Genomic DNA, 23,085 nt, shown 5'->3' on the forward strand with positions numbered 1-23,085 from the left:
GGTGCTCGGCGGGGCGGGATTACGCTGGAGGACATGACTGCCATCCGCCCGCGCCGCCTCCGCACGTCCCCCGCACTCCGCCGTCTCGTCCAGGAGACGCGCATCCACCCGGCGCAGCTGATCCTGCCCCTCTTCGTGGCCGAGGGGATCACCGAGGCCCGGCCGATCGGGTCGATGCCGGGGGTGATGCACCACTCGCTGGACAGCGTCCGCGGAGCGGTGACGGAGGCGGCCGAGGCGGGGATCGGCGGCGTGATGCTGTTCGGCGTGCCCACCACGCGCGACGCGGTCGGCTCCGGTGCGACCGACCCCGACGGCGTGCTCAACGCCGCGACGCGGGTCGTCGTGGAGGAGGTCGGCGACGCGCTGGTCGTGCAGACCGACCTGTGCCTGGACGAGTTCACCGACCACGGCCACTGCGGCGTGCTCGACGACCGCGGGCGCGTCGACAACGACGCCACACTCCTCCGCTACGAGGAGATGGCGCTCGCCCAGGCCGAGGCCGGCTCCCACCTGCTCGGGCTCTCGGGGATGATGGACGGCCAGGTCGGAGCGATCCGCGCCGCTCTCGACGGCGCCGGGCACCTGGACACCGCGATCCTCGCGTACTCGGCGAAGTACGCCTCCAGCTTCTACGGTCCGTTCCGCGAGGCCGTGCAGTCCACGCTCGAAGGCGATCGCCGCACCTACCAGCAGGACCCGGCGAACCGCCGCGAGGGCCTGCGCGAGGCGACCCTCGACCTCGCCGAGGGAGCCGACGTGGTGATGGTGAAGCCCGCCATGAGCTATCTCGACGTGCTCTCGGACATCGCCTCCGTCTCGGACGTGCCGGTCTGGGCGTACCAGGTGTCGGGGGAGTACGCGATGATCGAGGCCGCCGCCGCGAACGGCTGGATCTCGCGCGAGCCGGCGATCCTGGAGTCGGTCACGGGGATCCTCCGCGCGGGGGCCGACGCGGTTCTCACGTACTGGGCCGTCGAGATCGCTCGCGACCTGCTGAAGTAGCCGCTCCTCCTCCTGGGAGCGAGCCTCGGCGTCTCGTCCGAAAGCGCTCCTCCGGCGCGAGGGCGCCGGGCGGCGCGCGTACCCTGGAGGGGTGACCACCTCGGCGAACGACACCCTGTACGAGCGTGCCCGGCACGCGATCCCCGGAGGCGTCAACTCGCCCGTCAGAGCGTTCCGCTCGGTCGGCGGGACCCCGCGCTTCATGGTCTCGGCCGCCGGCCCGTACATCACGGACGCGGACGGGCGCGAGTACGTCGACCTCGTCTGCTCCTGGGGCCCCGCCGTCCTCGGGCACGCGCACCCCGAGGTCGTCGCGGCGGTGCAGGAGGCGGCCGCCCGCGGTCTCTCGTTCGGCGCGTCCACTCCCGCCGAGACCGACCTCGCCGAGCTGGTCGAGGCGCGGATCACGGCCGGGGGAGTCTCGCCGATCGAGAAGCTCCGCCTGGTCTCCACCGGCACCGAGGCGACGATGACGGCGATCCGCCTCGCCCGCGGCGTCACCGGCCGCGACCTGCTGATCAAGTTCTCCGGCCACTACCACGGCCACTCCGACGGGCTGCTCGCCGATGCCGGCTCCGGTCTCGCGACCCTCTCGCTGCCCGCCTCCGCCGGCGTCACGGCCGCGACCGCGGCCCAGACGATCGTGCTGCCGTACAACGACCTCGAGGCGGTGCGCGCGGTCCTGGCCGAGCGTGGCGCCGACATCGCGGCGGTCATCACCGAGGCCGCGGCCGCCAACATGGGCGTGGTCGCTCCGGACCCGGGCTTCAACGCGGCCCTCGCTGAGCTCGTGCACGCGAACGGATCGCTGCTGATCATGGACGAGGTGCTGACCGGCTTCCGGGTGAGCGCCGGCGGCTGGTGGGGGCTCGAGAACCGCGGCGCCGAGGCTCCGTACCGGGCCGACCTCTACACCTTCGGCAAGGTCATCGGCGGAGGGATGCCGGTCGCGGCTCTCGGTGGCCGTGCGGACGTCATGGACCACCTGGCACCGCTGGGGCCGGTGTACCAGGCGGGCACCCTCTCCGGGAACCCGGTCGCGGTGGCCGCGGGCATCCGGACGCTGCAGCTGGCCGACGACGCGGTCTACGCCTCGCTGGACGCCACGGCGCTGACGCTCCAGCGCGAGGTGTCGGCGGCGCTGACGGCCGAGGGCGTCGCGCACACGGTGCAGACGGCCGGGAGCCTCTTCAGCTTCATGTTCACGGACCTGGGCCGGCCGGTGCGCGACTACGCCGAGGTCCAGGCGCAGGAGTCGTTCCGCTACCCGGCGTTCTTCCACGCGATGCTCGATGCGGGCGTCTCGCTGCCGCCGTCGGTGTACGAGGCCTGGTTCGTCTCGGCCGCGCACGACGACGCGGCGATCGGGCGCATCGTGGACGCGCTGCCGGCGGCGGCGAAGGCCGCGGCGGCCGCTCGGGCGTAGGCTCCCGGGCCGCCCGCGGATCAGGCGGGAGGCGCCCGCCGCACCGGAGCGGCGGACGTCCCGCGCGCCCGGCCGCCGGCGTGCGGCGACCGGGCAGGGGCCCTCAGCCCCGGCGCGAGACCGACTTCGGCAGCACGAACACCAGCGCGAAGGCGGCGACCGCCATCAGGGTGCTGAGGAGCATCGCGGGAGCCGCGGCGTCGAGGAAGCCCGAGGCGACCGTGTCCGGACCCGTGATGACGAGGCTCCCGAACAGCACGCTGCCGATGACCGCGATGCCCACGGCCGAGCCGATGCGCTGGATCGCCGAGATCACGCCGCTCGCCGCGCCAGCGTCCTGCGGGTCGACGGTCGAGACGATGAACTGCACGTTCGGGGCGATGAAGAAGCCGTTGCCGAGGCCCGCGATCAGCAGCGGCGGCAGGAGCTGCCAGTTGCTGATCGAGTCCGGGGTCGCGGTCAGCAGCACCAGCCAGACCCAGCCGAGCCCGATGGCGAGCAGTCCGCTGCCCATCACCAGGACGTTGCGCCCCAGGCGCGCGGTCATCCGGTTGCTCTGCGAGGAGCTGATGATGCTGCCGATCGCGAAGGGGATCGACACCAGGCCCGACTCGAGCGCGGTATGGCCGAGGCCCGACTGCCAGAGCAGCGAGATGGTGAAGAAGATGCTCGTGAAGGCCGCGAAGTAGACCAGCGCGAGGATCACCCCTCCGGTGAAGGCCGGGTGGCGGAACAGCGACGGCGGCACCAGGGGAGCGCGTCCGCGGCGGACGTGGAGGACCTCCCAGGCGCCGAACGCGGCGAGGAGCAGGACTCCGCCGGCGATCGAGAGGAAGGTCCACAGCGGCCAGCCCTCGTCCTCGCCCTGGATGAGCGGGACGAGCAGGGCGACCAGGCCGCCGGAGACGAGGACGAGGCCGAGCCAGTCGACGCCTCCGCTCGGGGCGCGGTCGCCGGCCTCGAGGTCGCGGCGGGCGGGGAGGAGGACCGCGGCGGCGATCAGGGTCGCGACGCCGATGGGCAGGTTCACCCAGAAGACCAGGCGCCAGCCGTTCTCGTCGCCGAAGGCCTGGATGATCAGGCCGCCGATGATCGGGCCGAGCGCCGACGAGACTCCGAGGACCGCGCCCATCACCGCGAAGGCCTTGCCGCGCGAGGGGCCGCGGAAGAGGAGCTGGATGTAGGCGTTGACCGCCGGGACGAAGACGCCGCCCGCCAGGCCCTGCACGATGCGGGCGATGACGAGCTGGGTGTCGTCCGCGGCCAGTCCGCACGCGAAGCTGGCGACGGTGAAGAGGGCGATGCCGCTGACGAAGACCCACTTGTGCCCGAAGCGGTCGCCGAGGCGGCCGGCGGGGATGAGGGCGAGGCCGAACGCGAGGGCGTAGCCGGAGATGATCCAGGAGAGCGTCGACTCGGAGGCGTCGAGCGTGGTGCGGATGGTGGGCAGCGCCACGTTCACGATCGTCGTGTCGAGCAGGGCGATGAACATGCCCGCGAGCAGGACGATCAGCGAGCGCCAGGCGCGCTTGTCGGGGGCGGGAGGGGCGCCGGTCGATCGGGCGGTCGACGTCTCGGTCATCGCAGGAGTGCCTTTCGAGCAGGGGGGGGAGGGGGTGGTCCGTCAGACCTGTTCGAGGGACGCGACCGGATGTGAATGCTCGCAGGAGAAACCGGGTTTCCGCACGCCGGGATCTGTGGGGGCCTTCAGGCGGAGGGCGCGCCGCAGGCTCGCCTCGCGGGGCGTCAGCGGATGCGCGACTCCGCCAGACGGGCGCAGTCGATGCAGAGCTCGGCCGTGGGCCGGGCGGCGAGGCGGGCGGCCCCGATCGGGCGGCCGCACGAGGCGCAGTCCCCGTAGCCGCCGGTGCCGAGGCGGGCGCGAGCGGCGTCGAGCTCGCGCGCCGTGCGGGCGAGAGCGTCGCGGACTCCGGCCATCCGCGACCACTCGGCCGAGAGCGGCGTGCCCTCCGGGTCGTGCTCGTCATCGGCGGTGCCGTCGGCACGGTCGCGCAGGAGCTCGGCCAGCGAGGCCTCGAGCCGGGCCGCCTCGTCGCGCGTCTCGGCCTGCCGCTCGGCCAGCAGCGCGTCGAGGAGGCGCGCCTCGTCCGGATCCATCGGCATCCGACCATGCTGCCACCCACGCGGGCGGCGGGGCATCGTTGTGCGATCCGGCGCTGACCCGGCGGCGGGCGGCGGGGCAGACTAGAGGCATGCCCGTCGTGACCGTGCTCCCCGACCGCCTCGAACTCCGCCTCACCGCGGCCGAGCGACTGCTCGCGTTCCACCGCAGCGACGTCGTCGTCGACCGGTCGAGCATCCGCTCGGCGACGGTCACCGAGGACCCCTGGATCTGGGTGCGGGGCATCCGCGCGCCGGGCACCGCGGTGCCGCTCACGCTCGCGGCCGGCACGTGGAAGTTCCACGGCGGCAAGGACTTCCTGCTGATCAAGCGCACCGCCTCGGCCGTCGTGATCGACCTGGTCGACGAGGACTACTCCCGCCTGATCGTGAGCACCAAGCACGCTCCCGAGCTGATCGCGGCCCTCCAGCTGGGGACGACGACCGCGGCGATCCCCGTGATCGAGACCGACGACCTCGTGATCGTCCCCGAGGTCGCCGAGCAGGCGGAGCGGGCCCAGGCGGCCGCCGCGGAGAAGCGCGCGAAGAAGAAGGCGAAGGCGGCGGAGGCCGCGGCCGTGGCCGCGGAGGCGGCGGGTCCGGCGACGGTGGTCGAGGGCCGGGAGGCTGCGAGCGGCGGGAGCGCGGCGGCAGCGGCGACCGCGGCTCCGGAGGCGGACGGCGCCGCGGAGGACGTCGCGGCTCCGACGGAGTCAGCAGCGGGGGCCGCCCCGAAGAGCCCGAAGGCCACTCCGAAGGCCGCTCCGAAGACGAGTGCTCGGACCGCCGCGAGCACGCCGGCCGGGTCCGGGGGGTCCGCGCCCGTGGACGTCATCGGCTCCGAGCCGATCGGGTCCGCAGCCCCGGTGAAGCCCGCGGAGCCGAAGCCCGCCGAGCCGAAGCCCGCGGAGCCGAAGCCCGCCGAGCCGAAGTCCGCGGGATCGAAGCCCGCCGAGCCGAAGTCCGCGGGATCGAAGCCCGCCGAGCCGAAGCCCGCCGGATCCGAGTCCGCCGAGCCCGCCCCCGCGAAGCCGGGGCCGGCCGCGAAGCCCGCGCCGAAGCCCCGCACGCCGGCGAAGCCCCGCGCCGCGCGCCCCGACTCCTCCGTCGGTCACGCGTCGGCCGAGCCGAGCGGCGCCACCGAGGCTGCGGAGTAGCGCACCGCCGCACGAGCAGCCGCCCCGCAGCGCCGGCCGGGGCGCCCCCTCCTCCACGCTCGAGGCGGGCGGACGCCCTCCGGCGACGCCGTGCACTCAGGCGCGGACGTCCACCAGCGTCCGACCATGCGAGCGGCCGGCGAGCACGTCCTCGGCCGCGTCGACCGCCCCGCCGAGCGGCACCGTCGTCGTCAGCTCGTCGAGCAGCTCCAGGTCGAGGTCGTGAGCCAGGCGGCGCCAGGCCTCCTCGCGGAGCTTGCGCGGCGCCTCCACCGAGTTGATGCCGGCCAGCGTCACTCCGCGCAGGATGAACGGCATCACGCTCACCGGCAGGTCCGGCCCCTGCGCGAGACCGCATGCCGCCACGGACCCGCCCCACCGCGTCTGCGCGAGGGCGTTCGCGAGCGTGTGCGAGCCGGCGGAGTCCACCGCTCCCGCCCAGCGCTCGGACTGCAGCGGCTTCCCGCCCTCCTGCAGCTCGGCGCGGTCGATGACGTCGGAGGCGCCCAAGCGCTGGAGCAGAGCGCCGTGCTCGCCGAGCCGGCCGGTCGAGGCGACGACCTCGTGGCCGAGGCGCGCCAGGAGCGCGACGGCGAGCGACCCCACGCCTCCCGAGGCCCCCGTCACCAGGACGGGACCGCTGCCCGGTCGCACGCCGTGCCGCTCGAGCGCCAGCACGGCCAGCATCGCCGTGAAGCCCGCGGTGCCGATCGCTCCGGCCCGTGCCGCCGAGATGGCGCCGGGCAGCCGGAGCAGCGACGCGGAGTCGACACGCGCCCGCTCGGCGAGCCCGCCGTCGTGGCGCTCGCCGAGGCCGGCGCCGTTGAGCACCACCCGGTCGCCGGAGTCGAAGCGCTCGCCCGCCTCGCCGTCCGCGTACTCCACGGTGCCGACCAGGTCGATGCCGGCGACGAGCGGGGTGCGGCGCACGATCCCGGGACGCCCCGCCAGCGCGAGGGCGTCCTTGTAGTTGACGCTCGAGTACTCGACGGCGATCGACACGTCGCCGTGCGAGCGGTCGGGATCGTCGCGCTCGAGGAGGCGGGCTCGGTTGGGGGTGTCGGTGTCGGAGTCGGAGTGCCGCTCGACGACGATGGCTCGGTACATGGGCCCACGCTACGCCCGCGGGCCCGCGGCCGGGCGGTCAGTTCAGGGGCCGGGTGCCCTCGGGGAGCGATCCGCCGGAGTAGAGGGCGGCGGCCGCGTCCTGGAGCGCCGTCAGGGCGACGCGCTGCGTCCACGGACCGTAGGAGACGCGGGCCAGCCCGAGCTCCTCGAAGCGGGCGGGGGACTGGGATCCGGGGACGCCGATGACGCTGACGCGCTGCCGCCCGAGGGCGGCGACGAGGGACTCCAGCTCGGCGTCCTGGAGCAGCCCGGGGACGAAGAAGCAGGTGGCGCCGGCGTCGAGGTAGGCGCGGCCGCGCTCGACGGCGTCGGCCAGGACCTCATCGCGGTCGCGGTCGCCGGCGCGGAGGAGCACGTCCGTGCGGGCGTTGAGCGCGAAGGGCACCGCCTCCTCCTCGGCCGCGGCGACGGCCTTCTCGACCGCCCGCAGCGCCTCCGGGAGCGGCTTCGCCTGATCCTCGAGGTTCGCGCCCACGACGCCGATCCCGATCGCGCGCCGGACCGTCTCGCCCGCGTCGCCGTAGCCCGCCTCGAGGTCGGCCGAGACCGGGACCTCGACGGCGGCGACGATGCGCTCGATCATGCCGAGGTGCAGCTCCAGCGGGATCCGCTCGCCGTCCTCGTAGCCGAACGCCGCCGCGATGGAGTGGCTGGCGGTCGCGAGCGCCCGGGTCTCCGGGAGCGCGGCGATCGTGGTCGCGCTGATCACGTCCCAGACGTTCACCACCTGCAGCAGCTCGGGGGCGGTGTGGAGGTCGACGAGGGTGCGCCCGCGCGCTTCGATGCTCATGGCACGAGCGTAGGGCCCGCGTGCGCGACGCAGGCCGCCGCATCGCAGTCCGCGCACACGACGAGCTGGGCGCGGCAGGAGAGGTCGGTGCAGTTGCGCATCCGGCTGGTCGGCGCGGCGCACGAGGTGCAGCGGCCCAGCACCTCGGCGTCGGGGGAGAAGGAGACGGAGCCGCGGCCGTCGAAGACGTACAGGGCCCCCTTCCACAGACCGCGGTCGCGCCGCGCCTCGGCGTAGCGGACGACGCCTCCGTCGAGCTGGTACACCTCGCCGAAGCCGCGCGCCGTCATCAGGCTCGACAGCACCTCGCAGCGGATGCCGCCGGTGCAGTACGTGACCACGGGCCGGCCCTTGAGGTGGTCGTAGACGCCGGCGTCGAGCTGCTCGACGAACTCGCGGGTGCTGGAGACCCCTGGCACGATCGCCCCCTCGAACCTGCCGATCTCGGCTTCGAAGGCGTTGCGGCCGTCGAAGAAAACCACGTCGTCGCGCTCGGCGACCAGGGCGTCCAGCTGGTCCGGGTCGAGCCGCGGAGCCGTCCCGACGACCCCGTCGGCGTCCACCCGCAGCTCGTCGGGCGCGCCGAACGAGACGATCTCGTCGCGCACCTTCACCGAGAGACCGGGGAAGTCGAGGCTGCGGCCAGCGTCGTCGAGGCCGGAGCCGTCGCTCCACTTCACCTCGAGCCCGCGGAAGGCCGAGTACTCGCGGGTGCGGCGGACGTAGCGCTTCAGGGCGTCCATTCCGCCGCCCAGCGTGCCGTTCACCCCGTGCTCCGAGATCAGCAGGCGCCCGCGCAGGCCCAGCGACTCGCACAGCTCGCGCTGCCAGAGCCGCACGGACTCGGGGTCGGCCAGCGGCACGAAGCGGTAGAACAGGAGGATCTTCGGCAGCACCGGCACATCCTACGAGGACGTCCGGACCGGGGCGCGGCGTGTGGCAGCATCGTCGGGTGCCCGACGCCTCCGCCCCCGTGCCGCACTCCCGCCTCGACGACGTCTTCGGTCTCGTCACCGGTGCGTTCGTCGTGTCGCTCGGCCTCTACCTGCTGCGCGCGAGCCAGGCGGTCACGGGCGGCACCGCGGGTCTCGCACTGCTGCTGGGGTACCCGCTCGACATCCCGTTCGGCGTGATCCTCGTCACGGTCAACGTGCCGTTCCTCGCCCTCTCGCTGTGGAAGAAGGGCTGGCGCTTCACGCTGCGGACCATGTTCTCGATCGTGCTGGTCTCGGTCCTGGCGGGCCTGCACCCGCTGGCGTTCGGCGAGCTGCGGATCGCGCCCGTCTACGGCGTCCTCACGGGCGACGTGCTCGCGGGGATCGGCCTCCTGATCCTCTTCCGGCACGGGTCGAGCCTGGGCGGATTCAGCATCGTCGCCCTGATCGCGCAGGAGCGGCTCGGCTGGCGGGCGGGCTACGTGATGATGGCGCTCGACGCGTGCGTGGTCGCGGCCGCGCTGCTGGTGGTGCCTCCGCTGAACGTGCTGATCTCGGCGGCGGGAGTGGTGGTGCTCAACCTGGTCCTGGCGTTCAACCACCGGCCCGGGCGCTATCTCGGGTCCTGACCCCCTCCGCAAGCCCTTCGGCGCGCACCGCCGGGTTCCTAGGCTGAGGGCGCGGGCCCCCGCCCGCCCTTCCCGAACGGAGAAACCGGATGTCCGACTGGACCTACGACCCCTACGCCCGCCTCGGCGAGGTGCCGACCTTCGCGCTCGAGAGCGACGACATCGCCGACGGTGCGCCCCTGTCCGCCCGCCACTACGGCGAGGGCTCCGGCGGGGAGGACGTCTCGCCGCACCTGCGCTGGTCGGGAGCCCCCGCCGAGACGAAGAGCTTCGCCGTGACGGTGTTCGACCCCGACGCGCCCACCGGCTCCGGCTTCTGGCACTGGGCCGTCTACAACCTCCCGGCCGACACCACGGAGCTCCCCACGGGAGCCGGAGCCGCCGGCTTCGAGCTGCTCCCGGCGGGCGCGCAGACGCTGCCCAACGAGATGCGGCTGCGCCAGTTCGTCGGAGCGGCGCCGCCGGACCGCGAGCACCGCTACTTCTTCGTGGTGCACGCCCTCGATGTCGAGTCGCTCGACCTCGACCCGGAGTCGACGCCGGCGATCCTCGGCTTCAACGCGCACTTCCACACCCTCGCGCGGGCGCAGATCGTCGCCACGGCGACGCCGGACGGCGCGAAGGACTGACCGCTCCGCGGGGAGCGCGCGCTACCCGAAGAGGGTGCGCGCCTCCTCGTAGCGGGCGTCCGGCACCGTCTTGAGGGTGCCGAGCGCCTCGGCGAAGTCCACGTGGTAGATGTCGGTGCCGCGCAGGGCGACCATGCGGCCCCAGTGCTCGGCGACGACGGAGTCGATGGCGGCCATGCCCAGGCGGGTCGCGAGGACGCGGTCGAACGCGGTGGGCGTGCCTCCGCGCTGGATGTGGCCGAGCGTGGTGGCGCGGGTCTCGATGCCGGTGCGCTCCTCGATGAGCGGAGCCAGCAGCTCGCCGATGCCGCCGAGGCGGGGCCGACCGAAGGCGTCGAGGCCGCGCTCGGAGTGGGCGTCGTCCATCGTGTCGAGCGAGAAGCCCTCGGCGACCACGACGAGCGGTGCGCGCCCGCGGTCCTGCGCGCTCTGCACCCACTCGACGATCTGGTCGAGGGAGGTGCGCTTCTCCGGGATGAGGATGACGTGGGCGCCCGCGGCCATGCCGGAGTGCAGGGCGATCCAGCCGACGTGGCGGCCCATGACCTCGGCGACCATGCAGCGGCCGTGCGAGTCGCCGGTGGTGCGTAGGCGGTCCATCGCGTCGGTCGCGATGCCGACGGCGGTGTCGAAGCCGAAGGTGTAGTCGGTGGCGCCGAGGTCGTTGTCGATGGTCTTCGGGACGCCGACGATCTTGAGGCCCGCGTCCGTGAGGCGCTTGGCCGCGGCCAGGGTGCCCTCGCCGCCGATCGCGATGATCGAGTCGATGCCGTTGCGGTCCATCATCTCGGCGATCTTCTCGGGGCCGCCGTTCTCGCCCTCGAAGGGGTTCGTCCGGCTGGTGCCGATGATCGTGCCGCCCTGCTTGGCGATGCCCTGGATCTCGGGGCGGCCCAGGGGCAGGAGGTCGCCGTCGGCCACTCCGCGCCAGCCGTTCCGGAAGCCCACGAACTCCTGGTCGTAGACCTTGATGCCCTTGTAGACGGCACCGCGGATGACGGCGTTGAGGCCGGGGCAGTCGCCACCGGAGGTCAGGATCCCGATCTTCACCCGCTCAGGTTAGAGGACCCGGTGAACGGATGTGCACGCGGACGACGACGGGCCCCTCCTCGCCGCCTCGAGGAAGGGCCCGTCGTCGTGCTCTGTGCTGGTGGGATTAGGTCGTGACGAGCTCGCCGTTGACGCCGCGGGGGAAGAATCCGCCGGTGCGCGTGCCGGCCGCGGGGTTCAGGTACACGATGTTGAGGACCTGGCCCGGGGTGCGGCTGAACGCGATGGAGCTGCCGTCGGTCGGGACGATGTTCGCCTGGCCGTTGACCTTGACGCCCTGGTCGAGGTCGGTCTTGCCGTCGAGGCTGTCGCGCGCGTCGGAGAGCTTGTTCGCCGAGTCGGACAGGTCGGCGGCGTAGATCGCCGAGCGGATCGCGCCCGCGTGGTACGCCTCCACCGCGAGGATGCCGGCGGCCGCGTCGAGGTAGGTCTTCGACTGGATGAGCGGGGCGGCGCCCTTGTAGGCGGTCACTCCCACGTCCTCGAAGACGAAGGCGCCGAGCAGGAAGTTCGACTCGCTCGCGAACGGGTCGAACGACTGACCGGCCTTGATCAGCCCCGCCGCAACGGCGGCGGAGTTGAAGCTGTCCTTCAGGTTGATCGCCGGGCGGGCCACCTTCGCGGTGCCCAGCGCGGCCCGCAGGAACTGCACGTGGGCCTTCTCGTCGTTCGCGACCTCGGTGGCGAAGCTCTTCAGCCACGGGGTCTTGAAGTCGACGGGGCGGCCGCCGATGACGCCGCCGGGCGTGCCCTTGCCGGTCACGTCCGAGCCGCCGAGGCCGGTGCCGTAGACGGCGCGGAGGTAGAACTCGGCCTCGAGGTACTCGAGGTTGAGGGCGAAGTTGAGGATCGAGGCGTCGCTGGGGCCGCTGGCAGCGACCTCCTCGGCGGAGGCGGTGGGCGCGGCGAGGGCCGCGGCTCCGATGCCGAGGCCGGCGACGCCGGTGGCCTCGAAGAAGCGGCGACGGTCGAGAGCGGTCTCAGAGCTCTTGACGATCGCGTTGCGGATGAAGGTCGTGTCGAACATGTGCGCATCTCCAGTGTTAGGCGGGTGCCGGGCGGCTGGAGCGCCGCCGCGACAGCGCGAAGCTACGCCCGGGACCGACCTGCTGACCAGTGGAAACGGGCGATCGGATCCGCGCATGTGTTCACGCCGTCTGAACCAATCCGCCGGGTGTGTCGCTCCGAACACGTCGTGGATGGGGGTTCTGCGGAGGAGCGTCCGATCCGGTGTCGGAGCCGCCGGTTAGCATCACTGCGTGTCGATCCCCGCCCCCGCTCCCGAGCCCTCCTGGGCGACGGTCTACGCGCCGTCGGAGCCCGTGAGCCTCGCGCTCACCCTCCGCACGCTGCTGCGGGGCTCGGGCGACCCGACCATGCTCCTCGACGCGTCCGGCTTCTGGCGGGCGTTCCGAACGCCGCTCGGCCCGGGCACGCTGCATCTGCGGCAGGCGGCGGACGGCGCGATCCACGCGCGCGCCTGGGGCGGGGGAGCGGAGTGGCTGATCGACGCGGTCCCCGAGCTCCTCGGCCACGGCGACGACTGGAGCGGGCTCGACCTGTCGGCCCACGCGCCGCTCGCCGAGGTGCTCCGCCGCTCGGCGGGCCTGCGCCTCACGCGCACGAACCTGGTGTTCGAGATGCTCGCGCCGTCGGTCCTCGAGCAGAAGGTCACGAGCACGGAGGCGTGGCGCGCCTACCGGGTGCTGGTGCGCCTCCACGGGGAGCTCGCCCCGGGGCCGGTCGCTCTGCACGTGGCTCCGAGCGCGCAGCAGTGGCGGCGCGTGCCCTCGTGGGACTGGCACCGCGCGGGAGTGGATCCGCGGCGCTCGCGGACCGTCCTCACCGCCGCGCTCGTCGCCTCCGGCCTCGAGCGGACCCTCGCGCTCGGGCGGGGCGGCGACGAGGTCGCCCGCCGGCTGCAGTCGGTGCCGGGGATCGGGCCGTGGACGGCGTCCGAGGTGATGATGCGCGCCCACGGAGATCCGGACGCGGTCAGCGTGGGCGACTACCACCTGGCCGCGGCCGTCGGCTTCGCGCTCACGGGCCGGCTCGGGGTCGACGACGACGGGATGCTCGAGCTCCTCGAGCCGTGGCGCGGGCACCGGCAGCGGGTCATCCGGCTGATCGGCTGCAGCGCAGCGAGGAAGCCGCGGCACGGCCCGCGGATGACCATCCAGGACCACCGCCGGCACTGATCCGCTCCTCCACAGGGGCGGCTCGCGGGCGAGTCGGCGCGACCACCGCGTCACGCCGCGTTCGCGCGGCGGGTCGGGCTTAGCCTCGGAGGATGCAGCAGTCGACGACCCCAGGTGTGCCCGGCAGCGACCCGGAGCGCGAGCCCGACGACGCGGCCGTGCGGAGCGGGGTCGACGCGACGATCGGTGGTCGGACGCCGGAGGGCGGCACGGGGTCGGACGACGAGGTCGAGGCCGGTGAGGCGCGCGACTCCGTGAGCGGGGCCGAGGTCGTGCCGGCGCCGGAGTCCGCGTCCGAGGACGTGGCCGAGCCTCAGGACGAGCAGGAGTCCGACGCTGAGGACGAGGACCTGCGCGAGCCCGGTGTTCAGGAGGAGGACGAGGTCGTGCGCGACGCTCAGGACGCGGCCGTGAGCGAGCCCGATGCCGACGACGAGGTCGTGCGCGATGCTGAGGACGAGGTCGTGCGCGGGCCCGACGCCGCGTCGGAGTCGGAGCACGCCGCGCCCGCCGCCGCCGAGCCCGAGGTCGACGACCGCCCGATGATCGAGCGCGTCGAGTCCCTGGTCCGCCGCTGGATCGCGCGCAGCGGCGAGTTCCCGGTCGAGCCCGCCGCCCAGCGGCTCGCGGGCGTGCTCCAGGACCCGAACGGACTCGACTTCACCGTCGGGTTCGTCGACGGCGTCGCCCGGCCCGAGGACCTCTCGGTCGCGGCCGAGAACCTCGCGGCGCTCACCGCGAAGACGCCCGCCTTCCTCCCCTCCTACCTGCGCGCGGCGATCAGCACCGGCGGCGCCGTCGGCCCCGTGCTGCCCTGGGTGGTCGTGCCCGCGGCCCGCCGGGTCCTCCGCCGCCTCGTCGGGCACCTCGTGGTCGACGCCTCGGAGGCGCGTCTCGGTGCGGCCGTCGCCGCGCTGCGCGAGGGCGGCGACCGGCTCAACCTCAACCTCCTCGGCGAGGCCGTGCTCGGCGAGCGCGAGGCCCGCCGCCGCCTCGAGGGGACCCTCCGCCTGCTCGAGCGGCCGGACGTCGACTACGTCAGCGTCAAGGTCTCGAGCGTCGTCAGCCAGCTGTCGATGTGGGCCTTCGAGGAGGAGGTCGACCGCGTCGTGGAGCGTCTCACCCCGCTCTACCAGGCCGCCGCGTCCGGAGCCGACCCCACCTTCGTCAACCTCGACATGGAGGAGTACCGCGACCTCGACCTGACGGTCGCCGTGTTCCGGCGCCTCCTCGAGCAGCCGGGCATGCTCGACCTCGAGGCGGGCATCGTCCTGCAGGCCTACCTGCCCGACTCCGTCCGCGTGCTCGACGAGCTGACCGAGTGGGCGCAGGAGCGCCGGGCCCGCGGCGGAGCCCCGATCAAGGTGCGCGTCGTGAAGGGCGCGAACCTCGCGATGGAGCGGGTCGACGCGGCCCTGCACGACTGGCCGCTCGCGACCGTCGGCAGCAAGGTGGAGGCCGACACGAACTACAAGCGCCTGCTCGACCGGGCGCTGCGGCCGGAGCGCGTCGACGCGGTGCGCGTGGGCGTCGCCGGGCACAACCTCTTCGACCTCGCCTGGGCGTGGCTCACGGCGACCGAGCGCGGGGTGACCGGCGCGGTCGAGATCGAGATGCTGCTCGGGATGGCGACCGGGCAGGCGCGCGCCGTCCGCGAGGACGTGGGACGCCTCCTCCTCTACACGCCCGTCGTGCACCCGCACGAGTTCGACGTGGCCATCTCGTACCTCATCCGCCGGCTCGAGGAGAACAGCAGCCCCGAGAACTTCCTGTCGGCCGCGTTCCGCCTCGACGACGAGGAGGTGCTGCAGCGGGAGCTCGGCCGCTTCCGCGCCTCGCTCGAGGCCCTCGACGACTCCGTCCCGCCGCCGAACCGCACACAGGACCGCCTGCGGGAGTGGTCCTCCGGCTCCGGCCGCCGCCTCGTGCAGGAGCACGCCCGCGCCGGCGAGCGGGCGCAGGACCCGGCCGCCGCGGGCCTGACGCAGGCCGTCCTCGGCCTCAGCCGCGGCTCCGGTGCGGCCGCCGCGACCGCGGGCTTCCACAACGAGCCCGACACCGACCCCGCCCTCCCCGGCAACCGACGCTGGGCGCGCCTGATCACCGAGCGCATCGCCGGGTCGACCATCGGAGCGGGCACGGCCGACGCCGCACGCGTGAGCACCGAGGCGGAGCTCCAGGAGGTGCTGCGCACGGTGTCCCGCCGCGCGGAGCGCTGGGGCGAGCGCCTGGGCTACGACCGAGCGGCCGTGCTCGACCGCGCCGGCCTCGTCCTCGCCGCGAACCGCGACCGCCTGATCGAGGTGATGGCCTCCGAGACCGGCAAGACGATCGCCGAGGCCGACCCCGAGGTCTCCGAGGCCATCGACTTCGCCCACTACTACGCCACCCGCGCCCGCGAGCTCGACGCCGTCACCGGGGCCACCTTCGTCCCCGCGCGGGTCACCGTCGTCGCTCCGCCGTGGAACTTCCCGGTCGCCATCCCGGCCGGATCGATCCTCGCGGCGCTCGCCGCCGGCTCCGGAGTCGTGGTGAAGCCGGCGCCCCAGGCCCGCCGCTCGGCGGCTGTGCTCGTCGAGGCGCTCTGGGACGCGGGCGTCCCGCAGGAGCTCCTCGCCCTGGTCGACCTCGACGAGGAGGAGCTGGGACGGGCGCTGATCACCGACCCCCTCGTGGACCGCGTGCTGCTCACCGGCTCCTACGAGACCGCCCGCCTCTTCCGCTCCTGGCGGCCCGGCCTCGCGCTGCAGGCCGAGACCAGCGGCAAGAACGCGATCATCGTCACTCCCCACGCCGACTACGACCTCGCCGTCGCCGACATCGTCCGCAGCGCCTTCGGGCACGCCGGCCAGAAGTGCTCCGCCGCCTCCCTGGTGATCCTGGTCGGCTCGGTCGCCCGCTCCAAGCGCTTCCGCGCCCAGCTGGTCGACGCCGTCACGTCGCTCCGCGTCGGCCGGCCCGACGACCCGTCGGCGGTGATGGGGCCGCTCATCGAGGAGCCCACCGGCAAGCTCCTGCACGCGCTCACCACGCTCGGCGGAGGCGAGTCGTGGCTCGTCGAGCCGCAGCGCCTCGACGAGAGCGGCACGCTCTGGTCGCCCGGGATCCGCGAGGGCGTCACCGAGGACAGCTACGTCCACCTCACCGAGTTCTTCGGCCCGGTGCTCGGGATCATGCACGCGGCGACCCTCGAGGACGCCGTAAGGATGCAGAACGGCACCGAGTACGGGCTCACGGCCGGGCTCCACTCCCTGAACGCCGACGAGCTCGCCCTCTGGATCGACTCGGTCGAGGCGGGCAACCTCTACGTCAACCGTGGCATCACCGGAGCGATCGTCCGGCGCCAGCCCTTCGGCGGCTGGAAGCGCTCGTCCGTCGGCGGCGGCGCGAAGGCGGGCGGACCCAACCACCTCATCGGCCTCGGCTCCTGGAAGCCCTCGCCCGCGCGCTCCTCCTCGACACTGCACCTGCGCGGCCTCGACGACCGCGCGCGCCAGTTCATCGAGGCGGCCCAGTCCTCGCTCCGGTTCGAGCAGTTCGACCTGCTCCGCCGCTCCGCACTCTCCGACCAGCTCGCCTGGGCGACCGAGTTCGGAGTCGTCACCGACATCTCGAAGGTCGGCGTCGAGCGGAACCTGTTCCGCTACCTCCGCGTGCCGATCGCGCTGCGCCTGGCCGACGGCGGCGACCTCGGAGAGCTCCTCCGCGTCATCGCCGCCGGCCTGCTGACCCGCTCCCGAATGGACATCTCCACGTCCCTCCCGCTCCCGCCGCGGGTCCAGGAGATGCTCGGCGGCGACGAGCTCGCCGAGATGGCGGGCCTCGTCCCGCGCATCGTCGTCGAGACCGACGCCCAGTGGCTCGAGCGCGCCGCGGCCGGCCGCATCACGGCGCCGCGCATCCGCATCATCGGCGACATCGTCTCCGACCGCGTCGACGGTTACGCGGGCCCGCAGGCCCCCGGCAGTCCGACCCACGGACAGCAGGCCGTCGTCCGCCGATCGTCCGACTCGACCGGCTCCTTCACCGACGTCGTCGCCGGCATGACCCGCGGCAGCACGGGCACGCCGGTCCCGCTCACCCGCGCCGACGGATCCCGCGTCCCCCTCGCGACCGCCCTCGCCGAAGCCCTCGGCGGCGCCCTCGACACCGCCGTCTACGCCGACCCGGTCACCCCCGCCGGCCGCGTCGAACTGCTGCCCTTCCTCCGCGAGCAGGCGATCTCGATCACGAACCACCGCTTCGGCAACCCGATCGATCTGAGCGACGACGTGCTGTAGTCGATTCCACGCCCGTCCCTGACGGGCGTGGCGCGGTCGGCTTCTCGATGGGGTGCGTTCTGAGGAGCGGGGGGCGTTCGGCTACAGCGATCCGCTGGTACGCGGATCGCTGGTTCGCCTCGGGGGCGGTGCTCGCGGGGATGGTGTGGATCGAGTGTGGCGCGGTCGGCTTCTCGACGGGGTGCGTTCTGAGGAGCGGGGTGCGTACGGCTGCAGCGATCCGCTGGTATGCGGTCGCTGGTTCGCCTCGGGGGCGGTGCTCGCGGGGATGGTGTGAACGGGCGTGGCGCGGTCGGCTTCGCGACGGGGTGCGTTCTGAGGGGCGGGGTGCGTTCGGCTACTGCGATCCGCTGGTACGCGGATCGCTGGTTCGCCTCGGGGGCGGTGCTCGCGACGATGGTGGGATCAGGCTGGCGCGGGTCGGCCTCCCGACGGAGCCCCGGGACGCGGCTCGACGAGGCGCGGGGGACTTACTTGTCGCGGCAAGTAGTGGGTAGGGTGGGGGGATGAGTGCGCCCGAGACACGTTGGCTGACGCCCGATCAGCTCGACGCCTGGCTGCGCTTCATCGCGGTCGTGGAACTGCTGCCGGGCGCCCTCGACACGCAGCTGCAGCGCGACGCGGGGCTCACGCACTTCGAGTACCTGACGCTGGCGATGCTGTCCGAGGCGCCCGACCGCGCCCTCCGGATGACCACGCTCGCCGCCCGCACCAACGCGACCCTGCCCCGGCTCTCGCACGTGGTGACCCGCCTCGTCGCCCGCGGCTACCTCGAGCGCCGCCCCTGCGCCTCCGACGGCCGCGCCACGAACGCGGTGCTCACCGACGCCGGCCTCCAGAAGATCGTCGACACGGCGCCCGGTCACGTCGCGACCGTGCTGGCCGACGTCATCGATCCGCTCGACGCCGAGCAGATCCCGCAGCTGGCCGACATCATGTCGCGCATGCTCGCCCGGCTCGACCCCGAGGGCAGGATGACGGTCGACGCCGTGCGCTCCTCGCTCGGAGACCCCGACACCCGCTCCTGCTGAGCGCGCCGACCCCTCACTCCCGGGGCGGACCGGCCTCGGCCGCGGCCGGATCCGTGTACAGGGACTCCCGGACGTGCCCGTCAGGGTCCTCGAGGCCGCGCCCGCATGGAGCCGAGGTCCTGCACCGCGACCGGCTCGGCGCCGCCGGAGGCCGGCCCGTTCCCGAGTACCTCGCCGACCTCCTCCCGGCTGCCGACGCTCACCGCGAAGAGGCTCTGCACCCGGGAGCGCGCGTCGATGATCCCCCTCGACCTGGAGGTCGAGAAGGAGGGGTGCGGGACGACCATCGCGGACACGTGCTCGGAGGCGACGGAGCAGGCGGCGTCGTCGCTGAACAGAGGATTCAGGCCTGAACAGAGGATTCAGGCTCCGGCCGAGCGCCGTGGAGAACGCCCTCGAGCGCTCCGGATCCGTGAACGGGAGGTCGACGAGGATCGAGTCGACGGCCCTCCGCGTCAGTCCGGCGATCGGCCGCGCGACACGCGGGAGTCCGTGCCATCATCGCCTGGTGCAGTTCACCACGACGCTCTTCCAGATCGGCAACAACACCGGCATCGAGGTGCCGCCCGAGGTCCTCGAGGCACTCGGCGGCGGCAAGCGTCCCGCCGTCGCGGTGACGGTGAACGGCTACCGCTTCACCAGCACGGTCGGAGCGATGGGCGGACGCGCGCTCATCCCGTTCTCGGCCGAGAAGCGCCGCGAGACGCAGCTCGCCGGCGGTGACGCGATCGACGTCGTGATCGAGCTCGACACCGCGCCGCGCGAGGTCGCCGTGCCGGAGGACCTGGCGTCCGCGCTGGCCTCGGCGGGCGCTGCGGAGCGCTTCGCCGCGCTCTCGCCGAGCGCGCGGAAGGCCCACGTCACGTCGGTCGAGGGCGCGAAGGCCGCCGAGACGAGGGCGCGCCGCGTCGCCTCGATCGTCGCGGCGCTCGTCGGCTGACGGGCGCGCCACGGTCCGTGACGCGACCTCCCCGCCGGATAGGCTGCCTCCGGCGCCCCACGGCGGAGCGCCCTGGAAGCGGAGTCGGGGGACTTGATGGGTGCGGTTCGGCGTTGGGTGTTCCCGATCGTGTGGATGGTCATCATCGGAGCGGCGAGCATCGCCCTGGTGAAGATCGCGTTCTTCCCGGACGGCGCGGCCGAGGCCGATCCGACGCAGCCGACCGGTGAGATCACCGAGCCGACCGTCACGGTCGCCCGCGGCACGGTCACCAACGACCTCACCCTCCAGGGCACCGTCGCCGCCGACCCCGCCGTGCCGCTGAAGGCGACGGCGGCCGGAACGGTCGACGACGTCTACGTGCAGCAGGGCGCGGCCGTCGCGTCGGGCGATCTCATCTACGACATCCGCGTCGAGACTCCGCGCGACCCGGTCGAGACGACCGGCCCGGACGGCGCCGTCACCCTCACCCAGCAGGAGCCCTCCGTGCGCTTCGAGCGGGTCTACGCCGCGACCGGCGGCACCCTCAGCGCCCTCGGCGTCATCCACGACCAGGCCGTCACGGTCGGCGAGGTGACCGGACAGGTCGCGCCGCCGAGCTACGCCGTCACCGGCACGATCGACGCGCAGCAGCTCTACCGCATCCAGAACCGGCCGACAGAGGCGCAGGTCGCGATCACCGGCGGGCCCGCCGGCTTCACCTGCACCGACCTCACCATCAGCACCCCTCTCGCCGGAGCCGGCGAGGGCGGCACGACCGGCGGAGCGACGGACGGCGGCGGTGGAACCTCCACCGGCGGCTCCGGCACGAGCTTCACCTGCCAGGTGCCGTCGGAGGTCACCGTGTTCCCCGGGCTCGCCGCCTCGGTGACGCTCGCGGGAGGCAAGGCGGAGGACGTCCTCGTCGTGCCGACCACCGCGGTCGAGGGCACCGCCCAGTCCGGCGTCGTGTTCCGCCGGGCGGACGACGGCAGCACCGAGGAGGTCCCGGTGACGCTGGGACTCACCGACGGCAGCTCCGTCGAGATCACCGGCGGAGTGGAGGAGGGCGCCGAGCTCCTGCAGTTCGTGCCGGGCGCGGAGGAGGCGGCTCCCGACGTCCAGCTGGGCGGCGACTGCATCGCGCAGCCCGACGGCTCGGTCTTCTGCTCGTGACGATCCTCCGGCTCGAGGGGATCCGCAAGGTCGTCCCGCTGCCCGACGCACCGCCGCTGACGATCCTCGACGGCGTCGATCTCGAGGTGGGCGAGGGAGACCACGTCTCGGTCGTGGGGCGCAGCGGCTCCGGCAAGTCGACGCTGCTCAACATCCTCGGACTCATCGACGAGCCGACCGAGGGGCGGATGCTGCTCGAGGGTGCTCCCACCGAGACCCTGTCCTCGCGGGCCCGCGCGCGCATCCGCGGCGGCAGCATCGGTTTCATCTTCCAGCAGTTCAACCTGCTGGAGGGGCGGACCGCCCGCGAGAACGTGATGACGCCGCTGCTCTACGCGACCGGATCGGAGTTCTGGCGCCGCCGCGACCTCGCGGCCGAGATGCTGGAGCGGGTCGGCCTCGGGCACCGCGTGGACTCGATGCCCGGGCGCATGTCCGGCGGCGAGCAGCAGCGGATCGCGATCGCCCGCGCCCTGGTGCGCCGACCGCGGCTGATCCTCGCCGACGAGCCGACGGGCGCCCTCGACACCGACACCGGCGAGAGCGTGATGGGCCTGCTCGACCAGATCGCCCGCGAGTCCGGCTCCGCGCTGGTCACCATCACCCACGACCCGGCCATCGCGGCGCGGGCCGAGCGCCACTACCGGCTCGACCACGGCCGCCTGGGCTCGACCGCGGATGCGGGCCCCGTCGCCGAGGGGGTGGTCCTCTGATGCGCGCGCTCGTCGGGATCGCCGGCGCGATCGTCGAGGCGTGGACCGAGCTGCGGATCCACCGCGGCCGCGTGCTGCTCTCGCTGATCGGAGTCGCGGTGGCCGTCGCCGCCCTGACCGCGGTCGTCGCCGCCGGTGGCATCGCCCGCCAGGCCAGCATCGAGCAGGCCGAGCGCTCCAGCGGGCGCCCGGCGAGCCTCTTCCTCTCCGCCTACCCCTCCGGTACCGGCACCGCCGAGGTGGATGCCGACGCACTCCAGGCCGCGTGGACCGGTGCGCTCGAGCGCTACTCCATCACCTACGCGAGCCGCTCGACCTACGGCAGCGCGCGCGTCCAGTTCGCCGACGGCGCCGTCGACGTCGCGGTGCAGGCGGTCGACCAGCCCTTCGCCGAGATGCACCGGCTGAAGATCGTGGACGGCTCCTGGTTCACCGCCCGCGACTCCCAGCGCCTCGCTCCCGCCCTCGTCGTCAACGAGCGCTTCTGGGAGCGGATCGGGAGCCCGGATCTGCGCACCCACCCGGTGGTCACCCTGCTCGGCTCCGAGCGCGACGTCACGGGCGTGGTGGTCGGCGTGACTCCCTCATCGCAGTTCGAGACGGATCCGTCGATGATGATGCTCGCGGACGCCTACCCGGCGGTCGCCCGCGACGCCGACCCGCAGTACGGCGGGCAGGGCGTGCCGAACTACGAGATGTGGGTGCCGCTCGACCTGGCCGAGCCCCTCGCCGCGGCGGTGGAGCGCGACGTGGCCGGCGCCCTGGGATCCGACTTCGAGGTGTCGGTCGACCGGCAGGACTACCTGGTCTACGACTCCGACCCCTTCGGCGTGCTGACCTGGGTGATCGGCGGCGTGGCGGGCCTGGTGCTGGCGCTCGGCGCGCTCGGACTGCTCAACATCGCCCTGGTCACCGTCCGGCAGCGGATCCGCGAGATCGGCATCCGGCGCAGCTTCGGCGCCTCCTCCGGCCGCATCTTCTTCTCGATCATGATGGAGAGCGTCGTGGCGACCGTGGTCGCCGGAGTGGTCGGCGTGACGGTCGCGGTCATCCTCGTCACCAACCCGTGGACGGTGGCCTTCGTGCAGGACAACGGGATCGCCGACATCCCGCCTTTCCCGGCCGAGGCGGCGCTGCTCGGGCTCGGGGCGGCGACCCTCGTCGGCGCGCTCGCGGGCCTGGTGCCGGCGATCGTCGCCGTGCGGGTGAAGGTGATCGACGCGATCCGCTACTGAGGCCCGCCGAGGGTGACGACGAGCTCGTCGCCCTCGAGCACGGCGCGTGCGTCGGAGTAGTGCGCGATCCGGGGCAGCCCCCGGGTGCTCGCACTCTCGTGGCTCCCGACGACGATGACGCGCATGCCGGCGTCCAGACCCGCCCGGATGCCGGCCTCGGCGTCCTCGAACACCAGCGCGTCCTCGGGGGAGACGCCGAGCAGGGCCGCGGCGGCGAGGTAGCCGTCGGGAGCAGGCTTGCCGTTCGCGACGTCGTGCGCGGTGACGACCGTGTCGGGGGAGGGGACGCCCGCCGCGGCCAGACGGGCGGCCGCCAGTGCCGGGCTCGCGGACGTGACCAGGGCGACGCGCTCGCGGGGGAGTGAGGCGAGGAACGCCGTCGCGCCGGGGATCTCGACGGTGCCCTCGGTGTGCTCGAGCTCGTACGCGTCGAGCTCCGCGACGATCGCGTCGACGTCGCTGCCGGCCGGAGCGAAGCGGCGGACGCTATCGGCGGCGCGGACACCGTGAACGGCGCCGAGCACCGCGTCGTGGTCGAGAGCGAAGCGCTCGGCGAAGGCGCCCCAGATGGTCTCCACGACGGCCGTCGAGTCGACGAGCGTCCCGTCCATGTCGAAGAGGGCGGCGCGGGCTCGGAGGAGGTGGGGCATGCGTCCATCCTGG

The 23,085-nt window shown here is 73.6% G+C and carries 21 protein-coding genes; 12 read left to right on the forward strand and 9 right to left on the reverse strand.

All coding sequences use genetic code 11. The features are described from left to right. Positions 1 to 33: 33 nt before the first annotated feature. Complete coding sequence (hemB, locus tag C5B95_RS13655; protein ID WP_104349406.1) at positions 34 to 1,005, forward strand: porphobilinogen synthase; 972 nt, start codon at positions 34 to 36, stop codon at positions 1,003 to 1,005. A 91-nt stretch (positions 1,006 to 1,096) separates the two neighbouring features. After that, the gene (hemL, locus tag C5B95_RS13660) at positions 1,097 to 2,431 is read left to right on the forward strand and encodes a glutamate-1-semialdehyde 2,1-aminomutase (protein ID WP_104246920.1); all 1,335 of its coding nucleotides are present in this window, start codon (positions 1,097 to 1,099) and stop codon (positions 2,429 to 2,431) included. Between the two features lie 103 nt (positions 2,432 to 2,534). On the opposite strand, the gene C5B95_RS13665 is transcribed toward hemL, so the two are convergent. Next, a complete protein-coding gene (locus C5B95_RS13665; RefSeq protein WP_104233092.1) occupies positions 2,535 to 4,013 on the reverse strand; it encodes an MFS transporter in 1,479 nt (492 codons plus the stop codon). A 164-nt stretch (positions 4,014 to 4,177) separates the two neighbouring features. Then, a complete protein-coding gene (locus tag C5B95_RS13670) occupies positions 4,178 to 4,555 on the reverse strand; it encodes a TraR/DksA family transcriptional regulator (protein WP_258060010.1) in 378 nt (125 codons plus the stop codon). An 89-nt stretch (positions 4,556 to 4,644) separates the two neighbouring features. Between C5B95_RS13670 and C5B95_RS17960 the strand changes: the two genes are divergently transcribed. Next, complete coding sequence (locus tag C5B95_RS17960; protein WP_258060011.1) at positions 4,645 to 5,709, forward strand: hypothetical protein; 1,065 nt, start codon at positions 4,645 to 4,647, stop codon at positions 5,707 to 5,709. Positions 5,710 to 5,805: 96 nt separating this feature from the next. Here C5B95_RS17960 and C5B95_RS13680 read toward each other — a convergent pair whose 3' ends face one another. Genes C5B95_RS13680 through C5B95_RS13690 form a run of 3 tightly spaced genes read right to left on the reverse strand, consistent with a single transcriptional unit; the run spans position 5,806 to position 8,520 of the window. Then, complete coding sequence (locus C5B95_RS13680) at positions 5,806 to 6,816, reverse strand: MDR family oxidoreductase (RefSeq protein ID WP_104295259.1); 1,011 nt, start codon at positions 6,814 to 6,816, stop codon at positions 5,806 to 5,808. A gap of 37 nt (positions 6,817 to 6,853) precedes the next feature. Continuing rightward, positions 6,854 to 7,627 carry an isocitrate lyase/phosphoenolpyruvate mutase family protein gene (locus tag C5B95_RS13685; RefSeq protein ID WP_104257672.1) on the reverse strand — a complete coding sequence of 258 codons (774 nt, stop codon included), beginning with the start codon at positions 7,625 to 7,627 and terminating at the stop codon, positions 6,854 to 6,856. Beyond that, positions 7,624 to 8,520, reverse strand: coding sequence for a rhodanese-related sulfurtransferase (locus tag C5B95_RS13690; protein ID WP_219813852.1), 897 nt, complete (start codon positions 8,518 to 8,520; stop codon positions 7,624 to 7,626). Before C5B95_RS13690 ends, C5B95_RS13685 begins: the two co-directional genes overlap by 4 nt. A gap of 59 nt (positions 8,521 to 8,579) precedes the next feature. Here C5B95_RS13690 and C5B95_RS13695 point away from each other — a divergent pair, with 59 nt between their 5' ends. Together C5B95_RS13695 and C5B95_RS13700 are read left to right on the forward strand one after the other, a co-directional pair. Further along, positions 8,580 to 9,191: a YitT family protein gene (locus C5B95_RS13695; RefSeq protein ID WP_258060013.1), complete on the forward strand. Its 612-nt coding sequence runs from the start codon at positions 8,580 to 8,582 to the stop codon at positions 9,189 to 9,191. Between the two features lie 89 nt (positions 9,192 to 9,280). Next, complete coding sequence (locus tag C5B95_RS13700; RefSeq protein ID WP_104249897.1) at positions 9,281 to 9,820, forward strand: YbhB/YbcL family Raf kinase inhibitor-like protein; 540 nt, start codon at positions 9,281 to 9,283, stop codon at positions 9,818 to 9,820. 21 nt (positions 9,821 to 9,841) lie between these two features. On the opposite strand, the gene C5B95_RS13705 is transcribed toward C5B95_RS13700, so the two are convergent. Beyond that, positions 9,842 to 10,870: a 6-phosphofructokinase gene (locus C5B95_RS13705; protein ID WP_104349409.1), complete on the reverse strand. Its 1,029-nt coding sequence runs from the start codon at positions 10,868 to 10,870 to the stop codon at positions 9,842 to 9,844. A gap of 106 nt (positions 10,871 to 10,976) precedes the next feature. Then, positions 10,977 to 11,897, reverse strand: coding sequence for a ferritin-like domain-containing protein (locus C5B95_RS13710; protein ID WP_104222865.1), 921 nt, complete (start codon positions 11,895 to 11,897; stop codon positions 10,977 to 10,979). A gap of 232 nt (positions 11,898 to 12,129) precedes the next feature. Between C5B95_RS13710 and C5B95_RS13715 the strand changes: the two genes are divergently transcribed. The 3 genes from C5B95_RS13715 to C5B95_RS13725 all read left to right on the forward strand — a co-directional run bounded on the left by C5B95_RS13715 (position 12,130) and on the right by C5B95_RS13725 (position 18,379). Then, complete coding sequence (locus C5B95_RS13715) at positions 12,130 to 13,068, forward strand: DNA-3-methyladenine glycosylase (RefSeq protein WP_258060014.1); 939 nt, start codon at positions 12,130 to 12,132, stop codon at positions 13,066 to 13,068. A gap of 542 nt (positions 13,069 to 13,610) precedes the next feature. Next, complete coding sequence (locus C5B95_RS13720; RefSeq protein WP_104349422.1) at positions 13,611 to 17,348, forward strand: proline dehydrogenase family protein; 3,738 nt, start codon at positions 13,611 to 13,613, stop codon at positions 17,346 to 17,348. A gap of 506 nt (positions 17,349 to 17,854) precedes the next feature. Continuing rightward, on the forward strand, positions 17,855 to 18,379 hold the full coding sequence (locus C5B95_RS13725) for a MarR family winged helix-turn-helix transcriptional regulator (protein WP_104233099.1): 525 nt from the start codon (positions 17,855 to 17,857) through the stop codon (positions 18,377 to 18,379). Positions 18,380 to 18,459: 80 nt separating this feature from the next. Here the strand turns inward: C5B95_RS13725 and C5B95_RS13730 are convergent, their stop codons facing one another. Beyond that, complete coding sequence (locus tag C5B95_RS13730) at positions 18,460 to 18,675, reverse strand: hypothetical protein (RefSeq protein WP_104349410.1); 216 nt, start codon at positions 18,673 to 18,675, stop codon at positions 18,460 to 18,462. Between the two features lie 212 nt (positions 18,676 to 18,887). On the opposite strand from C5B95_RS13730, the gene C5B95_RS13735 reads away from it, so the two are divergent. The 4 genes from C5B95_RS13735 (at position 18,888) to C5B95_RS13750 (ending at position 22,422) form a co-directional block, all read left to right on the forward strand. Continuing rightward, the gene (locus C5B95_RS13735; protein WP_104233100.1) at positions 18,888 to 19,319 is read left to right on the forward strand and encodes a YdeI/OmpD-associated family protein; all 432 of its coding nucleotides are present in this window, start codon (positions 18,888 to 18,890) and stop codon (positions 19,317 to 19,319) included. Between the two features lie 117 nt (positions 19,320 to 19,436). After that, positions 19,437 to 20,474: an efflux RND transporter periplasmic adaptor subunit gene (locus C5B95_RS13740; RefSeq protein WP_104349411.1), complete on the forward strand. Its 1,038-nt coding sequence runs from the start codon at positions 19,437 to 19,439 to the stop codon at positions 20,472 to 20,474. Continuing rightward, entirely contained in the window at positions 20,471 to 21,187 is a 717-nt protein-coding gene (locus tag C5B95_RS13745; RefSeq protein ID WP_104349412.1) for an ABC transporter ATP-binding protein, read from the forward strand. The genes C5B95_RS13740 and C5B95_RS13745 overlap by 4 nt, the downstream gene beginning before the upstream one ends. Further along, positions 21,187 to 22,422 (forward strand): ABC transporter permease, encoded by a 1,236-nt coding sequence (locus C5B95_RS13750; protein WP_104233103.1) that lies wholly within the window; start codon positions 21,187 to 21,189, stop codon positions 22,420 to 22,422. The genes C5B95_RS13745 and C5B95_RS13750 overlap by 1 nt, the downstream gene beginning before the upstream one ends. Here the strand turns inward: C5B95_RS13750 and C5B95_RS13755 are convergent. Then, the gene (locus tag C5B95_RS13755) at positions 22,416 to 23,072 is read right to left on the reverse strand and encodes an HAD-IA family hydrolase (protein ID WP_104237636.1); all 657 of its coding nucleotides are present in this window, start codon (positions 23,070 to 23,072) and stop codon (positions 22,416 to 22,418) included. The two genes, C5B95_RS13750 and C5B95_RS13755, sit on opposite strands and share 7 nt — an antisense overlap. Positions 23,073 to 23,085: the final 13 nt, after the last annotated feature.

Source organism: Rathayibacter sp. AY1A7 (assembly GCF_002930845.1).
In the GTDB taxonomy this organism is placed as follows: Bacteria; Actinomycetota; Actinomycetes; order Actinomycetales; family Microbacteriaceae; genus Rathayibacter.